Annotated in this window: 20 protein-coding genes; all 20 read left to right on the plus strand. The window is 42.8% G+C overall.

Annotation, left to right across the window (positions count from 1 at the left end; all coding sequences use genetic code 11):
* Window positions 1-49 precede the first annotated feature (49 nt).
* Complete coding sequence (locus tag OW729_RS03160; RefSeq protein WP_012102986.1) at window positions 50-1,294, plus strand: phage portal protein; 1,245 nt, start codon at window positions 50-52, stop codon at window positions 1,292-1,294.
* On the plus strand, window positions 1,295-1,984 hold the full coding sequence (locus tag OW729_RS03165) for a head maturation protease, ClpP-related (protein ID WP_018664390.1): 690 nt from the start codon (window positions 1,295-1,297) through the stop codon (window positions 1,982-1,984).
* Between the two features lie 19 nt (window positions 1,985-2,003).
* Complete coding sequence (locus OW729_RS03170) at window positions 2,004-3,209, plus strand: phage major capsid protein (protein WP_012102984.1); 1,206 nt, start codon at window positions 2,004-2,006, stop codon at window positions 3,207-3,209.
* A 12-nt stretch (window positions 3,210-3,221) separates the two neighbouring features.
* On the plus strand, window positions 3,222-3,602 hold the full coding sequence (locus tag OW729_RS03175) for a head fiber protein (RefSeq protein ID WP_407647626.1): 381 nt from the start codon (window positions 3,222-3,224) through the stop codon (window positions 3,600-3,602).
* Window positions 3,603-3,621: 19 nt separating this feature from the next.
* Window positions 3,622-3,939, plus strand: a complete 318-nt coding sequence (locus OW729_RS03180) for a head-tail connector protein (protein WP_012102982.1) — start codon at window positions 3,622-3,624, stop codon at window positions 3,937-3,939.
* A gap of 3 nt (window positions 3,940-3,942) precedes the next feature.
* Entirely contained in the window at window positions 3,943-4,278 is a 336-nt protein-coding gene (locus tag OW729_RS03185; RefSeq protein ID WP_268059973.1) for a head-tail adaptor protein, read from the plus strand.
* A 5-nt stretch (window positions 4,279-4,283) separates the two neighbouring features.
* The gene (locus OW729_RS03190) at window positions 4,284-4,715 is read left to right on the plus strand and encodes an HK97 gp10 family phage protein (protein WP_035150353.1); all 432 of its coding nucleotides are present in this window, start codon (window positions 4,284-4,286) and stop codon (window positions 4,713-4,715) included.
* Window positions 4,712-5,053, plus strand: coding sequence for a hypothetical protein (locus OW729_RS03195; RefSeq protein ID WP_079411122.1), 342 nt, complete (start codon window positions 4,712-4,714; stop codon window positions 5,051-5,053). The genes OW729_RS03190 and OW729_RS03195 overlap by 4 nt, the downstream gene beginning before the upstream one ends.
* A 3-nt stretch (window positions 5,054-5,056) precedes the next feature.
* Window positions 5,057-5,647 carry a major tail protein gene (locus tag OW729_RS03200; protein WP_012102978.1) on the plus strand — a complete coding sequence of 197 codons (591 nt, stop codon included), beginning with the start codon at window positions 5,057-5,059 and terminating at the stop codon, window positions 5,645-5,647.
* Between the two features lie 8 nt (window positions 5,648-5,655).
* Window positions 5,656-6,045 (plus strand): hypothetical protein, encoded by a 390-nt coding sequence (locus OW729_RS03205; protein ID WP_438825485.1) that lies wholly within the window; start codon window positions 5,656-5,658, stop codon window positions 6,043-6,045.
* A gap of 202 nt (window positions 6,046-6,247) precedes the next feature.
* Window positions 6,248-8,668: a phage tail protein gene (locus OW729_RS03210; RefSeq protein WP_268059975.1), complete on the plus strand. Its 2,421-nt coding sequence runs from the start codon at window positions 6,248-6,250 to the stop codon at window positions 8,666-8,668.
* Between the two features lie 13 nt (window positions 8,669-8,681).
* Entirely contained in the window at window positions 8,682-9,533 is an 852-nt protein-coding gene (locus OW729_RS03215) for a phage tail family protein (protein WP_079411126.1), read from the plus strand.
* 2 nt (window positions 9,534-9,535) lie between these two features.
* Window positions 9,536-11,452: a siphovirus ReqiPepy6 Gp37-like family protein gene (locus OW729_RS03220; protein WP_268059977.1), complete on the plus strand. Its 1,917-nt coding sequence runs from the start codon at window positions 9,536-9,538 to the stop codon at window positions 11,450-11,452.
* A gap of 17 nt (window positions 11,453-11,469) precedes the next feature.
* Window positions 11,470-11,973: a hypothetical protein gene (locus OW729_RS03225; protein ID WP_012102972.1), complete on the plus strand. Its 504-nt coding sequence runs from the start codon at window positions 11,470-11,472 to the stop codon at window positions 11,971-11,973.
* A gap of 11 nt (window positions 11,974-11,984) precedes the next feature.
* Complete coding sequence (locus OW729_RS03230) at window positions 11,985-14,456, plus strand: phage tail protein (RefSeq protein WP_268059978.1); 2,472 nt, start codon at window positions 11,985-11,987, stop codon at window positions 14,454-14,456.
* Between the two features lie 84 nt (window positions 14,457-14,540).
* A complete protein-coding gene (locus tag OW729_RS03235) occupies window positions 14,541-14,981 on the plus strand; it encodes a phage holin family protein (protein ID WP_268059979.1) in 441 nt (146 codons plus the stop codon).
* Complete coding sequence (locus OW729_RS03240) at window positions 14,978-16,372, plus strand: hypothetical protein (protein ID WP_268059980.1); 1,395 nt, start codon at window positions 14,978-14,980, stop codon at window positions 16,370-16,372. The genes OW729_RS03235 and OW729_RS03240 overlap by 4 nt, the downstream gene beginning before the upstream one ends.
* A 17-nt stretch (window positions 16,373-16,389) precedes the next feature.
* The gene (locus OW729_RS03245) at window positions 16,390-17,091 is read left to right on the plus strand and encodes an N-acetylmuramoyl-L-alanine amidase (protein ID WP_268059981.1); all 702 of its coding nucleotides are present in this window, start codon (window positions 16,390-16,392) and stop codon (window positions 17,089-17,091) included.
* A gap of 196 nt (window positions 17,092-17,287) precedes the next feature.
* The gene (locus OW729_RS03250; protein WP_268059982.1) at window positions 17,288-17,524 is read left to right on the plus strand and encodes an SHOCT domain-containing protein; all 237 of its coding nucleotides are present in this window, start codon (window positions 17,288-17,290) and stop codon (window positions 17,522-17,524) included.
* Window positions 17,525-17,585: 61 nt separating this feature from the next.
* Window positions 17,586-19,145: a recombinase family protein gene (locus OW729_RS03255; RefSeq protein ID WP_268059983.1), complete on the plus strand. Its 1,560-nt coding sequence runs from the start codon at window positions 17,586-17,588 to the stop codon at window positions 19,143-19,145.
* The last annotated feature ends 3 nt before the right edge of the window (window positions 19,146-19,148 follow it).

The following is a 19,148-nucleotide window of genomic DNA, read 5'->3' on the forward strand; positions in this document are numbered from 1 at the left end:
TTTCAATGATTGTTTGTGGTGTAATTCTTTCAATTTGGAGGTGAGGCCTATGAATTTATTAAAAGGACTGTTTCGTTCAAGGGACAAACCGCAAAACCGTGTGGGTAGCGCATTTTCCTTCTTATTCGGCGGTACATCATCTGGCAAAACAGTAAATGAGCGTACTGCAATGCAAGCAACAGCGGTGTATGCCTGCGTAAGAATACTAGCTGAAGCTATTGCTGGACTGCCACTACATGTATATAGATATCGTTCTGATGGAGGTAAAGAAAAGATTCCATTCCACCCTTTGTATTACCTTCTTCATGATGAACCAAATCCAGAGATGACTTCATTCGTGTTTCGAGAAACACTGATGAGTCATCTTTTACTTTGGGGTAATGCTTATGCACAGATAGTTCGAAATGGTCGTGGCCAGGCAATTGCGCTTTATCCCCTACTTCCTAACAAGATGGAAGTAAGTCGAGCATCAAATGGTGAACTGGTTTATACCTACTACCGGGATACAGACGAAAGTGGCCTGAATCCAAAGGGAGGCTATGTCACACTTCGCAAAGATGATGTACTTCACATACCAGGCTTAGGCTTTGATGGACTCATTGGCTATAGCCCTATTGCTATGGCGAAAAATGCAATCGGTATGTCACTTGCTACCGAAGAATACGGTGCGGCATTCTTTGCTAATGGAGCTAATCCCGGCGGTGTGCTGGAGCACCCGGGAGTAATTAAAGACATACAGAGAGTCAAGGACAGCTGGAATAGTGCTTACCAAGGCACAGCTAAGGCACATAAAATCGCTGTATTGGAAGAGGGCATGAAGTTTCAAGCCATCGGTATACCTCCAGAACAGGCTCAGTTTTTAGAAACACGGAAATTTCAAATCAATGAGATTGCAAGGATTTTCCGTGTGCCTCCCCATATGGTGGGAGATCTTGAGAAATCTAGCTTCTCCAATATCGAGCAGCAGTCTTTGGAGTTTGTAAAATACACTCTCGATCCGTGGGTGGTGAGATGGGAGCAAAGTCTCCAGCAATCGCTTATTTTGCCTTCTGAGAAAACATCAGTATTCATCAAGTTCAACTTAGATGGTCTGCTTCGCGGCGATTATCAAAGCCGAATGAATGGCTATGCTATTGGGCGACAAAATGGCTGGATGTCAGCTAATGATATCCGTGAATTGGAGGACATGAACCGTATCCCAGCTGAGGAAGGTGGCGATTTATATCTGGTTAACGGAAATATGACGAAATTGGCTGACGCAGGAGCGTTTGCCAAAACCGAAGGAGGTCAGTAAATGAAGAAGTTCTGGAATTGGGTGCGAGATTCTGATGAAGGGCGCACTCTCTATTTAAATGGAGTGATATCCGAAGAAACGTGGTGGGGTGATGAGGTCACACCTAAAATGTTCAAAGATGAACTGTTAGCTGGCACCGGTGATATTACAGTGTGGATTAACTCTCCTGGCGGGGATGTGTTTGCAGCAGCTCAGATTTACAACATGCTTATGGACTATACCGGAAAGGTCACTGTAAAAATTGACGGGCTTGCGGCAAGTGCAGCTTCTGTTATTGCAATGGCGGGTGGAGATGTATATATGTCGCCGGTATCCATGATCATGATTCATAACCCTTCGACCATTGCCATCGGTGACAGCGAGGAAATGTTGCGAGCAAAGGCTCTATTAGATGAAGTTAAGGAAAGTATTATTAATGCCTATGAGTTAAAGACTGGTCTTTCCCGAACAAAGCTTTCTCATCTGATGGATGCAGAATCATGGATGAATGCAAACAAAGCCATAGAACTTGGTTTTGCAGATAAGATCATGTTTATGGAAAGTGAAACACCGGATTTGACGGATAGCCTTATCTTTAGCAGGATGGCGGTTACTAACTCACTTATTAGCAAACTACCCAAAAAACAAAAACAAAAGACAGGTACACCTATAGAGTCGCTGGATAAGCGGCTTTCTTTAATTTCTCACTAATTTAAAGGAGGAAATAACAATGAGTAAAATTCTTGAATTGCGCGAGAAACGCGCTAAGGTTTGGGATGCGGCGAAGGCATTCCTTGATTCAAAACGTGGCGGTGATGGATTGTTATCCGCAGAGGACACACAAACCTATGAAAAGATGGAAGCTGAAGTTGTTGCACTTGGTAAGGAAATAGAACGTTTGGAACGTCAGGCGGTTATTGACTTAGAACTTTCCAAAGCCACTAGTAGCCCTATTACAAACACACCGTCCAAACATGCTGAAGATAAGACAGGACGTGCGTCTGCAGAGTACAAGAAAGCATTCTGGAATGCTATGCGTACTCGTGCAGGGGAAGGCCTTGATGTAAACGTAAGAAATGCCCTTCAAATCGGTACAGACTCCGAAGGTGGTTATCTTGTGCCTGACGAGTTTGAACGTACCTTAGTAGAGGCTCTTGAAGAAGAGAACATTTTCCGTTCACTGGCCAATGTTATTAATACATCTTCTGGCGATAGGAAAATTCCTGTTGTAGCTACAAAAGGTACTGCTTCCTGGGTTGATGAGGAAGGCACTATCCCAGATAGCGATGATAGCTTCGGACAGGTTTCTATAGGAGCTTACAAACTCGCTACCATGATTAAAGTTTCCGAGGAGCTTCTTAACGATTCTGTGTTCAATCTTGAAGCCTACATCTCTAAGGAGTTTGCAAGACGTATCGGTAACAAAGAGGAAGAGGCGTTCTTTACCGGTGATGGATCTGGAAAACCGACAGGTATCCTTGCTTCTACAGGTGGCGCCCAAATTGGTGTGACTACTGCAGGTGCTACAGCAATTACTATGGACGAGGTACTTGATCTGTTCTATTCACTAAAGGCACCTTACCGTAATAAGGCTGTATTCGTTATGAACGACGCCACTGTAAAAGCAATCCGTAAACTAAAGGATGGTCAAGGACAGTACCTATGGCAACCTTCCTTACAGGCAGGTACACCGGATACTATCCTCAATCGACCATTGTATACTTCTGCATATATGCCAACTATTGCTGCAGCTGCAAAGAGTATCGCATTTGGTGATTTTAGTTATTACTGGGTAGCTGATCGCCAGGGTCGTGTATTTAAGAGGCTTAATGAACTTTATGCTGTTACTGGCCAAGTAGGCTTTGTTGCTACTCAGCGTGTGGATGGAAAATTAATTCTACCTGAAGCCATAAAAGTACTTCAGCAGAAAGCTTAATGGAGGTGCGTTATGAGCTATAACACTAAGAATTACACCGAACAAGGCGGAGAAAAAACTGTTATAGGCGGAACACTTGAAATCAAGGAAGGAGCCTCGGTAACGGGGCTCTCCGCCAATCCGCTTCTCGTGGCAACAGAGGAGACTCTCGGTGGTGTAAAAGCCGCAGCTGCTGGCGAGGACGATACCGTCGAAGTAAAAATCGGCGAAGACGGTAAGCTGTATGCTCCAGCATATCCTACCGATGCTACGGAGTCAGTCTCTGGGCTGGTAAAAAAGGCTGCTAATCAAGCCGACAGCATAGCCGAGGATACAGCCACTCTTGTCACGGATTTTAATGCTCTGCTCGCTAAACTAAAAGCGGCTGGGTTAATGGCAGCAGACGAAGAATGACCGGAGGGAGGCGGACGGCATGACAACTGATAATCTTCTCCCTAAAGTAAAAGCAAATCTGATCCTGACGCATGACGCAGACGATGGACTTCTGCTGCATTACATCAAAGCCGCCGTCTCTTATGCGGAAAGTTATCAGCATGTTGCTGAGGGTTATTACACTGAAAACATCATGCCCCCAACAACTGAACAGGCAGTAATCATGCTGTCGAGTCATTTCTACGAAAGCAGAGATGGCTCGACGGCTGGTTTCTTCGCCGATAGCGTACAAGCGGGGCAGCAGGTTTGGAACACAGTGAACCTACTTCTTAGACTAGACCGGGATTGGAAGGTGTAAATTATGAGTTTTGGAAAGATGAACACCTTTATTGATATCATCAGTACAGAGCCTATTAAAGACAAGGATGGTTTCGCTGCTATAGGCGATAACATACTTGCCAGTGTACGTGCCTACAAGGAAGATCGGCATGGCAGTGAGCGGTGGGCGAATAGAGCATCATTTTCTTCTGCAACTTCCCTATTTAGGTTTAGAAAAATATCTGGCCTTAGGGTGACCAGTGAAATGGTCATCGTTTCTGATGATGGCAGATATCAGATTTTAAGTGTTGATGATGTTAGAAACCGAGGCATGTATGTCGAGGTTTTAGCAGAAAAGATAGAACCAACCGTGAGGTGATGGATATGGCAAAAGTGAATATAAAGATGCCAGAAGAATTCCTTTTAAAGGTATCCCGATTAGCTGACCAGACCGATGTAATTCTTCCTAAGGTTCTGGAAGTTGGCGGTGAAGTGGTACTGGATAAAGTTAAGGGAAATTTAAGTAAAGTGATTGGTAAGAATACAAAATATCCATCCAAAAGCACTGGGGAGCTACTATCTTCACTAGGACTTTCAAGTGCAAAGCAAGATAGAAACGGAAACTTCAATGTCAAAGTTGGCTTTGCCGAGCCGCGTTCTGATGGTGAGAGCAATGCTAAAATTGCCACAATCATTGAATATGGTAAACATGGTCAGCCTGCAAAACCCTTCCTAAAGCCTGCGAGAACTGCATCTAGGAAACCTTGTATCAATGCGATGATCGCCAAGCTAGAGGAGGAGATTGATAAAATATGAATATCTTAGAGGAGTTAAATACACTTCTGACAGCAATACCTATCCCCGTAGAAACCGGGGTTTTTTCAGGTTTGGCACCGGATGAGTACGTGGTGATACTCCCACTTTCGGATGTTTTCGAAGTTCATGCGGATAACCGCCCTGGCTTTGATGTGCAGGAAGCACGGATATCACTATTTTCCAAGAGTAACTACTTAGAGCGGAAGAGACAGATTACAGCGGCTTTGTTAAACGATGATTTTACAGTGACTGAGCGTAGGTATATTGGTCACGAGGATGATACTGGATATCATCATTACGCCATCGACGTGGCGAAAAACTATGGAATGGAGGAATAACATATGGCAACTATCGGTTTGGATAAACTGTACTATGCAAAAATAACCGAGGACTCAAATGGCGAGGAAACCTATGGTGTGCCTTCGGTACTCGCAAAAGCCATTACTGCCGAACTTTCGGTAGAACTAGTGGAAGCAATTCTGTATGCCGATGATGGTGCTGCCGAGGTTGTGAAGGACTTTAACAGCGGTACGCTCACTCTCGGTGTAGATGACATTGGCCCGACAGTAGCAGCAGATCTAACTGGTGCGTCCACCGACGACAATGGGGTATTAATTTCTGCAAGTGAGAGTGTAGGTACACCTGTTGCAGTGGGTTTTCGTGCGCAAAAGGCCAATGGAACATACCGATATTTTTGGTTGTATCGCGTTAAGTTTGGACTACCAGCGACCAACTTACAGACAAAGGCGGATTCCATTACCTTTTCTACACCTACTATTGAAGGAACAGTTATGCGCAGGAACAAGCTGGATGGGTTGGGCAAGCACCCATGGAAAGCAGAAGTCACAGAAGGTGACCCCGGTGTTTCATCGTCCACCATAACAGGCTGGTTCACTGAAGTTTATGAACCCGTATATACACCTGAACCATAGGAGGAGAAATGATGGATAATGAGAGAAGTGCCACAATTAAAATAGGTGACAAAGAGTATGAACTGGTTTTAACTACACGTGCAACAAAGGCAATTGCTGGTCGTTACGGCGGTCTTGAAAATCTTGGAGAAAAACTGATGAAATCAGAAAACTTTGAGATGGCACTGGACGAGATAGTTTGGCTAATCACACTGCTTGCAAACCAGTCCATTTTAATTCGCAATCTTAAGAATAAGAACGCACCAGAAGAATTGTTGACAGAGGAAGAGGTGGAGCTTCTTACCTCACCGCTTGATTTAGCGGAATATAAAAGTGCAATCACCGAAGCAATGTTCAAAGGTGCAAAGCGCAACGTGGAAAGTGAGGAAGAAACTCCAAAAAACATGGAAGTCGGGTAACGGACGCTGAAGTCTTTACCCGACTTTATTATTATGGAACAGTTCAGATGGGCATGGACGCAGAGGAATTCTGGCTTATGCCAATTGGACTGTTTTTTGATTTATGGGCTTGCCACAAGCAATGGCATGGGATCGAAAAGCCGAAGAAAACTCGAACGATTGATGATATTATCCCACCAGGCATATAGGAGGAGGTGAAGGTATGGCGGACAATTTTGGATTGAAAATAGGCGTCGAGGGCGAGCGTGAGTTTAAGAACGCCCTACGAGATATCAATCAGTCCTTTAAGGTGCTGGGTAGTGAAATGGCACTTGTGACCAGCCAGTTTGATAAAAACGATAAATCTATCCAGTCGGTCACTGCTCGTAATGCGGTTTTGAATAAAGAAATCGACGCACAGAAAGAAAAGATTTCAACCCTTAAGGCCGCTCTTGATAATGCCACCTCTTCTTTCGGTGAAAATGACCGCCGAACTCAAAACTGGCAGATTCAGCTGAACAGAGCTCAGGCAGAACTCAATAATATGGAGCGTGAACTTCAGCAGTCTGCGGTTGAAGCAGATAATCTTGGTGAAGAGTTAAACAACTCAGGCAAAAGTGCGGAAGATTCTGGAGGTAAATTTGAAAAGCTTGGTGGTATACTCAAGGGCATCGGTGTGGCTATGGGCACAGTTGCAGTTGCTGCTGGAGCTGCTGCTATAAAATTGGGTAAAGAGGTAGTTACCCAGTTTGGGGAATTGGAGCAAAACCTAGGTGGCTCAGAAGCAGTCTTTGGAGCGTATGCTGCTTCAATTCAAAAGACTGGTGAAGAAGCCTATAGAAATCTCGGAATTTCCCAAAGTGAGTATCTGGCAACGGCTAATAAAATGGGTGAATTGTTCCAAGGCTCTGGCATTGAACAGCGAAAAAGTCTTGAATTGACAGAAAAAGCGATGCAACGTGCAGCAGATATGGCATCCGTTATGGGTATAGATATGTCTTCTGCCATGGAAGCGGTTACGGGAGCGGCAAAAGGCAACTTTACCATGATGGATAACTTAGGTGTTGCCATGAATGCTACAAACATCGAAGCTTATGCTCTTGCTAAGGGACTAGATTTCACTTGGAATACCGCTACACAAGCGGAAAAAGCGGAAGTCGCAATGCAGATGTTTTTTGAAAACACACAGCAGTATGCCGGAAACTTTGCGAGAGAGTCAACTGAGACCATTTCTGGTTCTATTGGGTTATTACAAGCTGCACTTGGATCTTTTACAGCAGGACTTGGTAACGCTAATGCAGACATGACAAATTTGACGGAAAATCTTGTGGATGCATTCCGTGCAGTCGTTAAAAATATCGTGCCTGTTTTAGAAAACATCGTAACCGCACTCCCACCTGCGTTCGATGCGATTTTAACAGCAATAGGTGACCTGCTTCCGATGTTATTGGAAACTGTCACGAGCCTGTTCACGCAGGTGTTGGAGACACTCTTGAACTTACTGCCTGAACTGATTCCAGCGGCAGTAGATGCAGTAATGACAATTGTCGGTGCGTTGATTGATAATCTGCCACTGCTCATAAATGCAGCAATAGAACTGGTAACCGCACTTGTGGAGGGTATTGGCATGGCTCTACCACAACTTATACCCGCAGCAGTTTCGGCGGTCACGCAGATTGTTCAAGGATTAATGGATAACCTACCACTTATTTTGGATGCCGCTTTGCAGTTGATTATAGGATTAGCACAGGGATTGGTAGATGCAATACCTCAACTAACATCATCCTTACCTGTCATCATAAAAGCAATAGTGGATTTTATAGTTGAATCCATTCCACAGATTATTGATGCTGGTATTCAATTATTGACTTCATTGGTTACAGCACTGCCTACTATCATCACAGCAATCGTGGAAGCAATCCCGCAGATTATCGACAGTATTATCAGTGCAGTTATTGGGTCAATTCCATTGATTATAGATGCGGGCATACGTCTATTAATATCACTCATACAGGCACTCCCACAAATTATCACTACTGTGGTTGGGGCTATTCCGAAAATAATAACATCCTTGGTAAACGCTATTGTAGGTAACATCGACAAGATCATCTTGGCCGGTGTTCAGCTGTTTGTGGCATTAATTGCGAATCTTCCAAGGATAATCGTAGAGATCGTCAAGGCTGTACCTCAGATTATCTCAGGATTGGTCAATGCTTTTACCAGTTATATAAGCCAGATGGCTAAAGTAGGTGGAAACTTAATCAAAGGTCTGTGGCAAGGTATTTCAGATGCAGGTGCATGGCTATGGAGTAAAATCTCTGGATTTTTCGGCAATGTTGTATCAAAGATTAAGAATTTCTTCGGCATCAGTTCACCTTCAAAGCTATTTGCTGGAATTGGCCACAATATGGGTGAAGGGATTGGTGTAGGTTTTGAGGATGCAATGACAGCAGTTTCAAGGGATATGCAAAATGCTGTACCAACTAGTTTTGATTTTAATTACAGAGGTTTATCTGGGCAAGGGAATGCCAATGGTACAAGTATCACTCAAAATATCTCTGTTGTGTCACCAAAGCCTCTATCTGAAAAAGAATTAGCCAGGGAATTCAAAAATCTGTCTCGCAAACTGGCACTAGAATATTAAAGGAGGTCTGGCAGTGGAACTTACTTATATTAACTCAAACGGTGAGAGTATCACCCTAAAACAAAGCCGCCCGTATTTTCTTACCAAGATAGACGGAACAGGCAACATACGCCAGACCGTTAATACATTTAAGGCACCGGATCAAGACGGTGCTTTTTATATTTCCTCCACACTGGATATGCGTAATATCACGCTAGAAGGTACGGTCGTAGCGGATTCTCTTGACGAGGCTTATGTACGGAGACAGAGATTTCTTAAGATATTTACTCCAAAAATGCGAGGAACTCTTTTATATCGTGGACGGCAAATTGCTTGTGTGGTAGAGGAAGCAGGATTTACTGTTTCTACTAGACAACGCATACCAAACTTCTTTGTAAGTTTACTATGTCCATCCCCTTTCTTCGAAACATTGGATGAGGTGAGAGAGGAACTGGCATCATGGATACCTCTATTTGAGTTTGAACTGGAGATACCAGTAAGTGGTATGGAGTTTGGAATGCGTCAGCCGAGCCAAATCATCACAGTAGAAAACATTGGTGATGTATCTTGTGGATGCGAAATCGTATTTCGAGCACTGGGTACGGTTACCAACCCTGAACTACTAAACATAGACACGGGAGAATATATCCGGCTTCTCACTACAATGAGTGCTGGTGATGAACTTCGTGTGTATACCCATTTCGCTGGTAAGCGTGTGGTCCAGGTTGTAGGGTCAACGGTTACAAATGCTTTTTCACTATTGGACACCAATTCAACGTTTTTCCAGCTTGCGGCAGGTACTAACACACTGCGCTATGACGCTTCAGTTAATATGGAACTGTTGGAGGTCAGTATTTACTTTCGTCCACAATTTCTGGGGGTGTGAGTATGGAACTATATATCTTTAATACAAACCGGGAGCTTGTGGGCATCGTGGAATCTTTCGAATATCTTCGATGGACACGGCGTTATTCTCAGTGTGGTTCATTTGAACTAAAAGCCATCGCCACACAAGAGAATGCCGAACTTCTAAAAGAAGGAAATATCATTTTGAAGAACGATGATGAAGAAGCTGGGATTATTGAGCATCTTTCCTTGTCTCAGACGGATCAGGAATTTATTACGGTAAGTGGTCGCTTTGCCACGTCCTTTCTTGCTAGACGCATTGTATGGCAAACGGAGAAATTGTCCGGTGACATTTCTGATTGTGTGGAGCAACTTATAGAAAATAACCTTATCAATCCTTCTGATGTAGCAAGAAAGATCAGCGGTATATCCTTTTCATCCCCAAGCCTGGATATACCCATTAGCACCCAGATTTCGTACCGCAACTTGATGGACGCAGTGACGGAACTATGTGAAGTTTCGGAGGTTGGTATCAAGACTATTTTTACTCCTGAAACAGGGGTTTTTACAATAATGCTGTATAAGGGGACTGAATCACAGGCAGTGTTCTCTAAGGAGTATGAGAACCTAACTGAGCAGGTTTATACAGTAAGTGCAGCAGATTTTGCTAACACTGCTCTTGTTGGTGGGGAGGGCGAAGGTGCAGAGCGGACATTTGTAGCAATTACAAGTGGATCGGGAGAAACTCGACATGAGATTTTTGTGGATGCTAAAGACCTACGGGCAGAAGATTTTGGAGTGGACTATATCAATACGCTGATTTTTCGTGGGCAGAGCAAGCTAAATGAGCAAGTAATACGATATTCCTTTGATACATCAGTTAACCCACATGGCAACCTGACTTATAAGGTAGACTTTGACCTTGGCCAGGTTGTTAAGGTTATTTCCAAAGCATGGGGTGTATCTATGACAACACGAATCGCTGAAGTGGAGGAGACTTATGACGCGGACGGTCAAAGCATCAGCGTAGTATTCGGAAAGAGCGAGCTAACAATAGCTCAAAAAATTCGCTCTGATATGAGTGAGGTTAAAACGGCATTATCTGCCCCAACTGGCATCTCTGATATTGCAGAAGCATTAGGCAATGTGTCAGAAACACTTGGAGATATTCATGATCTTGACCCCAATATCCAAGGAGATACTGTTACCGATAGTATCAACAATCTGTTTGGGAAACTGCCCTCACTTGAGGTAATTGTTGGAGAAGGAGCTATATCGATCGGCCAGTATGCCCTGCACCATATGAGCCCTGGAGATGCCTTTTATTTCACCTCGTGGAGCGGCAACAAATTCAGTGATCAGCCAAGCGATGACGGGCATGTCTTTTTGGTAAAGCATAGCGGGGATAACACGGGAAACGGATATCAGCGGGCAATGGGATTTTTTATATCACGCAATACAATGACGTTTTATGTGATATCTGTTTTTGTGTTTAACAATCCGTCTGGTGAAGCGAACTGGTTAAATATTAATAACGATCCAATAACTACAGCACGGATTGCAAATGGAGCGGTCACTGGTACAAAGATTGCAGAACGAACGATTACAGCAACTAAAATCTCCTCTGCGTTTACTGATTACTCTATGACAGAACAAAACACAGGGCGTCTATGGATAGATGGTAAGGTAATATATCGAAAAGTTGTAAACCTCGGCTCCCTTCCCAATGCTACTCCTGGGAGCGTAGCCCATGGTATTGCAAACCTAAGTACAGTTGTTAGTTTATCTGGCTTTGCAACAAATGGCACTAACTTCTTGCCACTACCGCTTGCACGGTATAACAACTTCGCTTCACAAATCGGCCTTTATGTGGATAAAACAAATGTCGTTGTTGAACCTGGTATTGACCGGACAGATTATACGGGCTACGTGGTTATCGAGTATACGAAAACCATCTAGGAAGGAGGAATTTTTGTATGGAGAAAAGCGGATTTTTCAATTCATCCGATGGAGATAGAGTCTATGATGCCACGGATTTTGCAGCATACTTTGGAAGTCTTGTTTCAAACGGGATATTTTATAAAACAGCTACAAATCTGCAGGTATCACCAGGGATGGGATTGGCAGTAAGCGTGGCGGCTGGAAGTGCGTGGATTAATGGATATAGATATGAGAATACAGATGCGTTAAATATGCCCCTCGCTACAGCGCACGGTAGCAATCCACGCATTGACCGGATTGTTGTTCGCTTAAGCCAAATCAGCAGGAATATTCAGCTTGCAGTTGTTACAGGGACTCCAGCTGCTACACCAGTGGCTCCAGACTTAACAAGAACCAGCGATGTGTATGAACTCGGTATTGCAGACGTTCTTGTACCTGCTGCGGCTACATCAATAGCAGCAAATAACATTACTGATACCAGATTAAACACCAGCCTTTGTGGGTTAGTGAACTCATTGGTATCGGCGGTTTACGAGTGAGGTGAATTTCTATGGCAACCTATCAAGCGATAAATGCTTGTACATGGCGTAATGGCAGTTGGATTGCGGGTGTAACCGACTACGTTCGACAAGGGGTTTATGCCCCAGCCAATAATTATGAGAATGTTGGTGCCATGTTATTTGACCTTACAAGTATTCGAAATACCTATGCAAACTATTATCCTACCTCTGCCAGTATTCGTCTTGTTAGGATAGCTGCAGGTGATTGGGGTTCAGCCAGAACGATAACACTTTATGCTGGAAATGCATATGGTTTGCCATCTCCTAGTTCGGGTACCAGCATATCCGGGAGTAGACCTACGAAAGTTACTTCTGGATATAGCTATACTGTTTCTGCCGGACAGGGTACAAAGGATATCGCAATTTCCACCGCACTCATTGATTCCATCGGTAGTGGAGCTAGTAATTGTTTATTCATGGATGCTGGCTCCAGCACACTAAACTATATGGGATTTCGAGCTAGAGATGATTTAAGCCAGATAGTGTTAACCATTAACTGGGCAATAAGAACCACAGCTTGTAGTGCTCCGACATCCTGTTCATTGAGTGCAACCCTCTCGGAGGACAATGTTACATTATCATGGAGTGGTGCTTCCGGTGGTACAAATAATGCCATCTCCTCCTACGAGATACAGTATAGTGATTCTGCTGACAATTTGAATTGGGGATCGTGGACAGCACTAACTACAGTAACCACCACGGCTACTAGTGGCAGCTTGTCAGTTGCACCACCATCAACACGGGGGAATTATCGTAGGTTTCGGGTGCGAACTCGAGGTACAGCAGGAGCAAGTTATTATTCAGGCTGGAGAGTATCGTCGAACTCTGTTCGCAGAAACACAGTTCCTAGCCCACCAACTACAGTGACTGCTACTCCAATCAATTATAGTGATGAAACAATTACGCTTACTTGGAGCGGAGCTTCTGGAAGTACGAGTGCAATCAAGGGGTACCAGATTGCTAGTCGAACATCTACGGATAACAGTACATGGAGTTCATGGAATGTTCTAACCATATTGGCCCTATCGGCTAGTGGAGGTAGTTATAACCCTAACGTGTCACGAGTTCCAGGAACATATACTCAATTTGGTGTATGGACGATAGATAATCTCGATGTCTACTCATCGGAAAAAATCAGTAATAGTATTTACTGTGATATCACGGCTTGTGGAGCACCTACTGCTTGCTCGGTAAGTTCAACTTTAGCTGAAGGAAATGTTACTCTTTCATGGAGTGGTGCATCCAGTGGAGCAGGCAACACCATCACATCCTATGAGATTCAATATAGTGACTCGGCAGATAACAGCACATGGGGAGCATGGACAGCATTAACAATAACGGTTACCTCAACAACAAGTGGCAGCGTAGTTGTTAGCCCACCGACAACTCGCGGTTATTACCGTAGGTATAGAGTTAGGACACGTGGTACGGCTGGAGAGAGTTTTTATTCTGACTGGACTATATCTAGCAACACTGTCCGCAGAAATACACTGCCCATTCCGCCTACTTCTTTTACTGCAACTCCTTCAATATATGAGACGAATACAGTAACTCTTATGTGGAGCGGAACAATACCGGGAACCAGTGCTATCAAGCAATATGTTATTCAACAAGCTACATCAGCAGACGGTATAAATTGGTCGGTATACGAAGCATTGACTACTATTATTTCAAGTGCTACTTCAGGTACCCATCAGGTAAATGCTTCCCCGGTACCTGGAATGTATACCCGCTATCGAATAAACGTAACAGATACACTTGATGCAGTTTCAAGCCATGTGGTTAGTAACACGGTAAAGAAAAACAGTCCGCCTGCTGCTCCGATCATCGTCAGTCCTATGACCGGAAAGTCTACTTATAACACTACACCATGCTTTATGATTACTACAGGCACTGAACCAGACGGTCAGACACAGATTGTGGAAGTAAAGATTGATTCAGGTGAGTGGGTTAATAGTGTGGATAATCCTGAGAGATTTTCTACGAGTGGCTATCTGGGAAATGGTGTTAGTACGGTGTACCAAGCGGAACCGCTTGCAGTAGGAAACCATACTGTAACCTTCCGCTGTCTTGATAGTGATATTGAGTCTGCAAGCACAGAAGTTGTCAGGACATTTACTATATTACCGCCACCTTTTGAAACGATTACTGCAAATGAGACTGTCGTAAAGGCAGCACATATTCAGACGCTTCGAACCGCTTTAAATATAGTGCTAAGTTATTACAACTTATCCCCTGTAATTTGGAGTGAAGAGATTATTGCGGGAAGAACAACAGTTAAAAAATGGCCATTTCACATTACTGAAATCCGAAAGGCTATTGATACTATCATTACAGTGGTTAATGGTTTTGACTCTTCTGCAGCATTTGATATACCACCTGTGACATGGCTCCCTATTGGAACAGGGCGTCCAAAGGCGGATGTGATGCAACAAATCCACGATCTTATACTGATGCTGTAAGGTGTGTGATACGGCAACAGCACTCTTGTATTTTACAGGGGTGCTTTTTTAAATACACAAATTAATGTAATGGAGGTGTTTACAGTGAAAGAGATTTGGAATTGGATACAGTTAGCTTTTGCGGCTGTTGGTGCTTTTCTTGGATGGTTTCTCGGCGAGTTTGACGGATTTCTATATACACTGGTCACTTTTGTAGCTATTGATTATCTGACAGGTGTCCTTTGTGCGATTACAGATAAAAAGCTGTCCAGCGAAATTGGTGCCAAGGGAATTTTCAAAAAGGTTCTCATCTTTGTAATGGTAGGTATCGCTCATATTCTTGATACACAAATTTTGGGGAGTGCAGGATATGATAGCAGCGCTTTGCGAACAGCGGTAATCTTTTTCTACCTAAGTAACGAGGGTGTATCCATTTTGGAGAATGCAGGTCATATTGGACTACCCATCCCAGAAAAACTAAAGGCGGTTCTTAAGCAACTACATGGTCGTGATGAGGAACCTCCTAAGCCAGGTGATGAAATATGATTGACTTAACGAAAGCGGTAACGGTATTCATTGGTCGACGCGGTGAACACAATTACCGAAATATTGAGTTTGATGTATCAAGCCTACTGGAAGATAACTACTCAAGTGCCTCCTTAAATGCGATTTACAAAAGGCCTGATGGGGTTGCATATCCGGTAGTCACGAACTACGCTGATGGTGTCCTTACATGGCAGCCCAATGCAACTGACACATCATTTGTTGGTGTTGGTCGGCTTGAAATAAGGGTTACTTATGGTGATGTGGTTGGAAAGAGCACAAGAATACTAACCATAGTCGAGGATGCTCTTGTGGATGGAATTGCTGAACCACCAGAACCTCCTGCACAGGAATGGTTAAATAAAGTGCTTTCAGCTTTAGCTGAACTGGATATTGATGAAATAAATAATCTGCTCAACCTCACTTACAATCTATTAAACAACAACTATGATTTGCTAAATACAACACACAATTTGGTTGAGGATACCCGCGAAAATTTATATAGGCGAACAGGTATTCTACTCAACCATTTGCATCCAATAGAAACAGCTAGTGCACCGGATATGATTAGCCGGAGAGCAGCCATCACATTTAACAACATAGCAAATGGAAACAATGTAGTGATTGGCATGATAACATATACCTTCGTTACAGCTTTGGGTAGTCCAGCTGCAAATAATGTGCAGGTTCTAATTCAAGACACCCTTCGTAATACAGTTAAGACACTTGCTAGAGCTATAAGGGGCATTGATGACGAAATGAATATTGCCTATGGAACTGGGACTGATCCAAACCCAATTTGTACAGCTTACTGGACAAGTCAGAGGTTTTCCATAGGTAGTACTACCGTTGAGGCAGGTGAGAGCCTTTTTCTACTTGAAAGAGCAGAAAATGTGACTTCCGCAATACCTCTCTCATCCACAGCAACGGCTATTATTAGTGACTTCACCCGTTCGGCCTATTCAAGATATATTTTGTCGGGTAATGTCTCGGGTTCAGGCGGTGCAAACAGTGTCCGTGGTCCTTTGCACACGATATTACCTATTAATAGTGTGGTTATTGGCGGTCAGGGCGGAGAATTGTATACGACGGCTTATGATTGCCATTTGATAACTCTTTGTCGTCAATCGGATACTAGTGAAAAGGAACTAGACTTGTATATTTCCAATGATGAGGAGACGTTCACCAGAATTCAACGGAGTACACCTGTCGGATCGAATACTTCAGCAGAATCCTTGCACATTCATATTCAAATGCGGCAGGCCAGAGTTCCAGCCGGTTATGGACTGTATATCTGTATGGGAAGTGATGGAACATCATCAAATGCTTATTGTGATTTAAAGTTTACCTATCACCTGTACCCTGTCCATCTTACACCTGAGCCAAATGATTAAATGTTGAGGTGATTATAATGAAATTATACAAACTAATACTTACGAACAACGCCTGCTACAAAGCAGGCAAAACAATAAAACCGAAGGGTATAATGGTTCATTCAACAGGGGCTAACAACCCGTGGTTGAAGAGATATGTTGGTCCAGATGACGGTTTGCTCGGAAAGAACCAATACAACAATCATTGGAATCAGGATAAACCCGGAGGTCGTCAAGTTTGCGTCCATGCTTTTATTGGTAAGTTAGCAGATGGCTCCATTGCCACATACCAAACATTGCCTTGGAATCATCGTGGTTGGCATGCTGGAGGAGATGCGAATAACACGCATATAGGATTTGAGATTTGCGAGGACGGTCTAACCGATGCCTCGTATTTTCCTGCTGTTTATAAGGAAGCAGTAGAGCTTTGTGTACATCTTTGCAAACTCTATGGACTAAGTGAGAAGGATATCATCTGTCATAGTGAAGGCTATAAGCAAGGTATAGCCAGTAACCATGCGGATGTTATGCACTGGTTTCCTAAGCATGGCAAGACCATGGATACCTTTAGAGCAGATGTTAAGAAACTTCTAAGCGAAGAAGAAAAATCAGCAGAACCAGCGAAAAAGAAATACTATCGTGTACAAATAGGTGCATACACTGTCAAAGCAAATGCTGAGGCACAGCTTGCAAAAGCTAAAAAGGCAGGATTTACGGATGCATTTATTAAGTATGATTAATCAAGGGGAGCGAGTTAATAGGCAATTATGCTTTAGCTTTACAGAGTTTCCCTAAAAAATATTAACTATTAGATGTATATAGCCTGTGGGGGTTATTCCCTTGCAGGCTCTTTTTTTATGCTCTGATTTAATTTAATTTTTACAAATCCTCAACTTCGACCTGTTCCCGCGGCTATTAGGTAGGAGGTGATTCTACATGAATCAGCATGAGGATAAAAAAGTTATGAAGATCTCAGATGGGGTTATAGACAAAAGCACCGAATTAAAGAAAATGTCACAGGAGCAGCTACAGCGTGAGTTTGATTATATTCAAGCAGAGAAATTACTTAGAAAGATGCTCCAAAAAGGTTTAATAACGGAAGCAGAATTCAACAAGATAGAGGCACTTAATCGCCAATCTTTCTCTCCTTTTTTAGCAGAGATAATGCCCTGAATTCGTTGATATATAAGGGTTTCAGAGGTAATATGTGACCTACCAAGAAGGAGGTGAGGCGATGAAAAAGATAACGAAAATAGAAGGAAATAAGGTTGCATCGATTATCAAACCTAAACTACGAGTAGCCGCATACTGTCGTGTCTCTACGGGTAGTGATGAACAGTTAGTAAGTCTACAAGCGCAAAAATCCCATTATGAGGCTTACATAAAGGCAAACCCAGAATGGGAGTATGTTGGCTTGTATTATGATGAGGGAATTAGTGGCACTAAAAAAGAAAACCGAACGGAACTTCTAAGAATGCTGTCAGATTGTGAAAACAAGAAGATTGACTTAATTATTACAAAGTCCATTAGTAGGTTTGCAAGAAACACTACGGATTGTTTGGAGATGGTTCGTAAACTGTTGGACCTTGGGATTTATATCTACTTTGAGAAAGAGAATATCAATACCCAATCAATGGAAAGTGAACTGATGCTTTCTATATTAAGCGGGCTTGCAGAAAGTGAGTCAATCTCCATTTCGGAAAATAACAAGTGGGCAATTCAAAGGAGATTTCAGAACGGAACTTTTAAGATTTCATACCCACCATATGGTTATGACAACATTGACGGTCAAATGGTGGTAAATCCTGAGCAAGCAGAAATTGTGAAGTATATTTTTGCAGAAGTATTATCAGGCAAGGGTACACAGAAAATAGCAGATGATCTTAATCAAAAGGGTATCCCTTCTAAAAGAGGCGGTCGTTGGACTGCTACCACAATTCGAGGAATTCTAAAAAATGAGAAATATACCGGGGATGTTATACTGCAAAAAACCTATACAGATTCCCGTTTTAATAAGCGCACCAATTATGGTGAGAAAAACAGATATTTAATAGAAAATCACCATGAGGCAATTATCAGCCATGAAGTGTTTGAAGCAGTAGAGGCTGCCTTAAATCAAAGGGCAAAAGAAAAGGGAATAGAAAAGCGTAATGATAAGTACCAAAACCGGTATTCTTTCTCCGGAAAAATTATTTGCTCGGAATGTGGGAGCACCTTTAAAAGACGAATTCATTCATCCGGCACAAGAAAATATGTAGCCTGGTGTTGCAGTAAACACTTAAAGCAGATAACCGAATGTTCAATGCAGTTTATTCGAGATGAGGATATAAAGACGGCATTTGTTACTATGATGAACAAGCTGATTTTCGGCAGAAAACTTATTCTACAACCACTATTAGATGCTTTGCGTGGAATGAGCAACTCAGATAACCTTTCAAGAATTCAGGAATTAGAGAAGCAAATTGAAAAAAATGCAGAACAGAGAGAACTGCTTGTAAAGCTTATGGCAAAGGGGTATCTAGAACCTGCCCTTTTTAACAGAGAAAACAATGAACTGCAAATGGAAGCAGATAATAATATGGGGCAAAAAGAAGCTTTAATTCATGCTTTAAATGGAGAATTATCAAAGGTGCAAGAAGTCAGTAACTTAATAAAGTTTACAAATAAGGCTGAAATGATAAATACCTTTAGCGAGCAAATTTTCAATGATTATGTTGAAAAAATTATAGTTTACTCAAGGGTAGAGATAGGTTTCGTTCTGAAATGTGGAATCACACTAAGGGAAAGGATGTGAGAA

Source organism: Clostridium brassicae (assembly GCF_026738875.1).
GTDB classification, from domain to species: Bacteria; Bacillota; Clostridia; order Clostridiales; family Clostridiaceae; genus Clostridium_H; species Clostridium_H brassicae.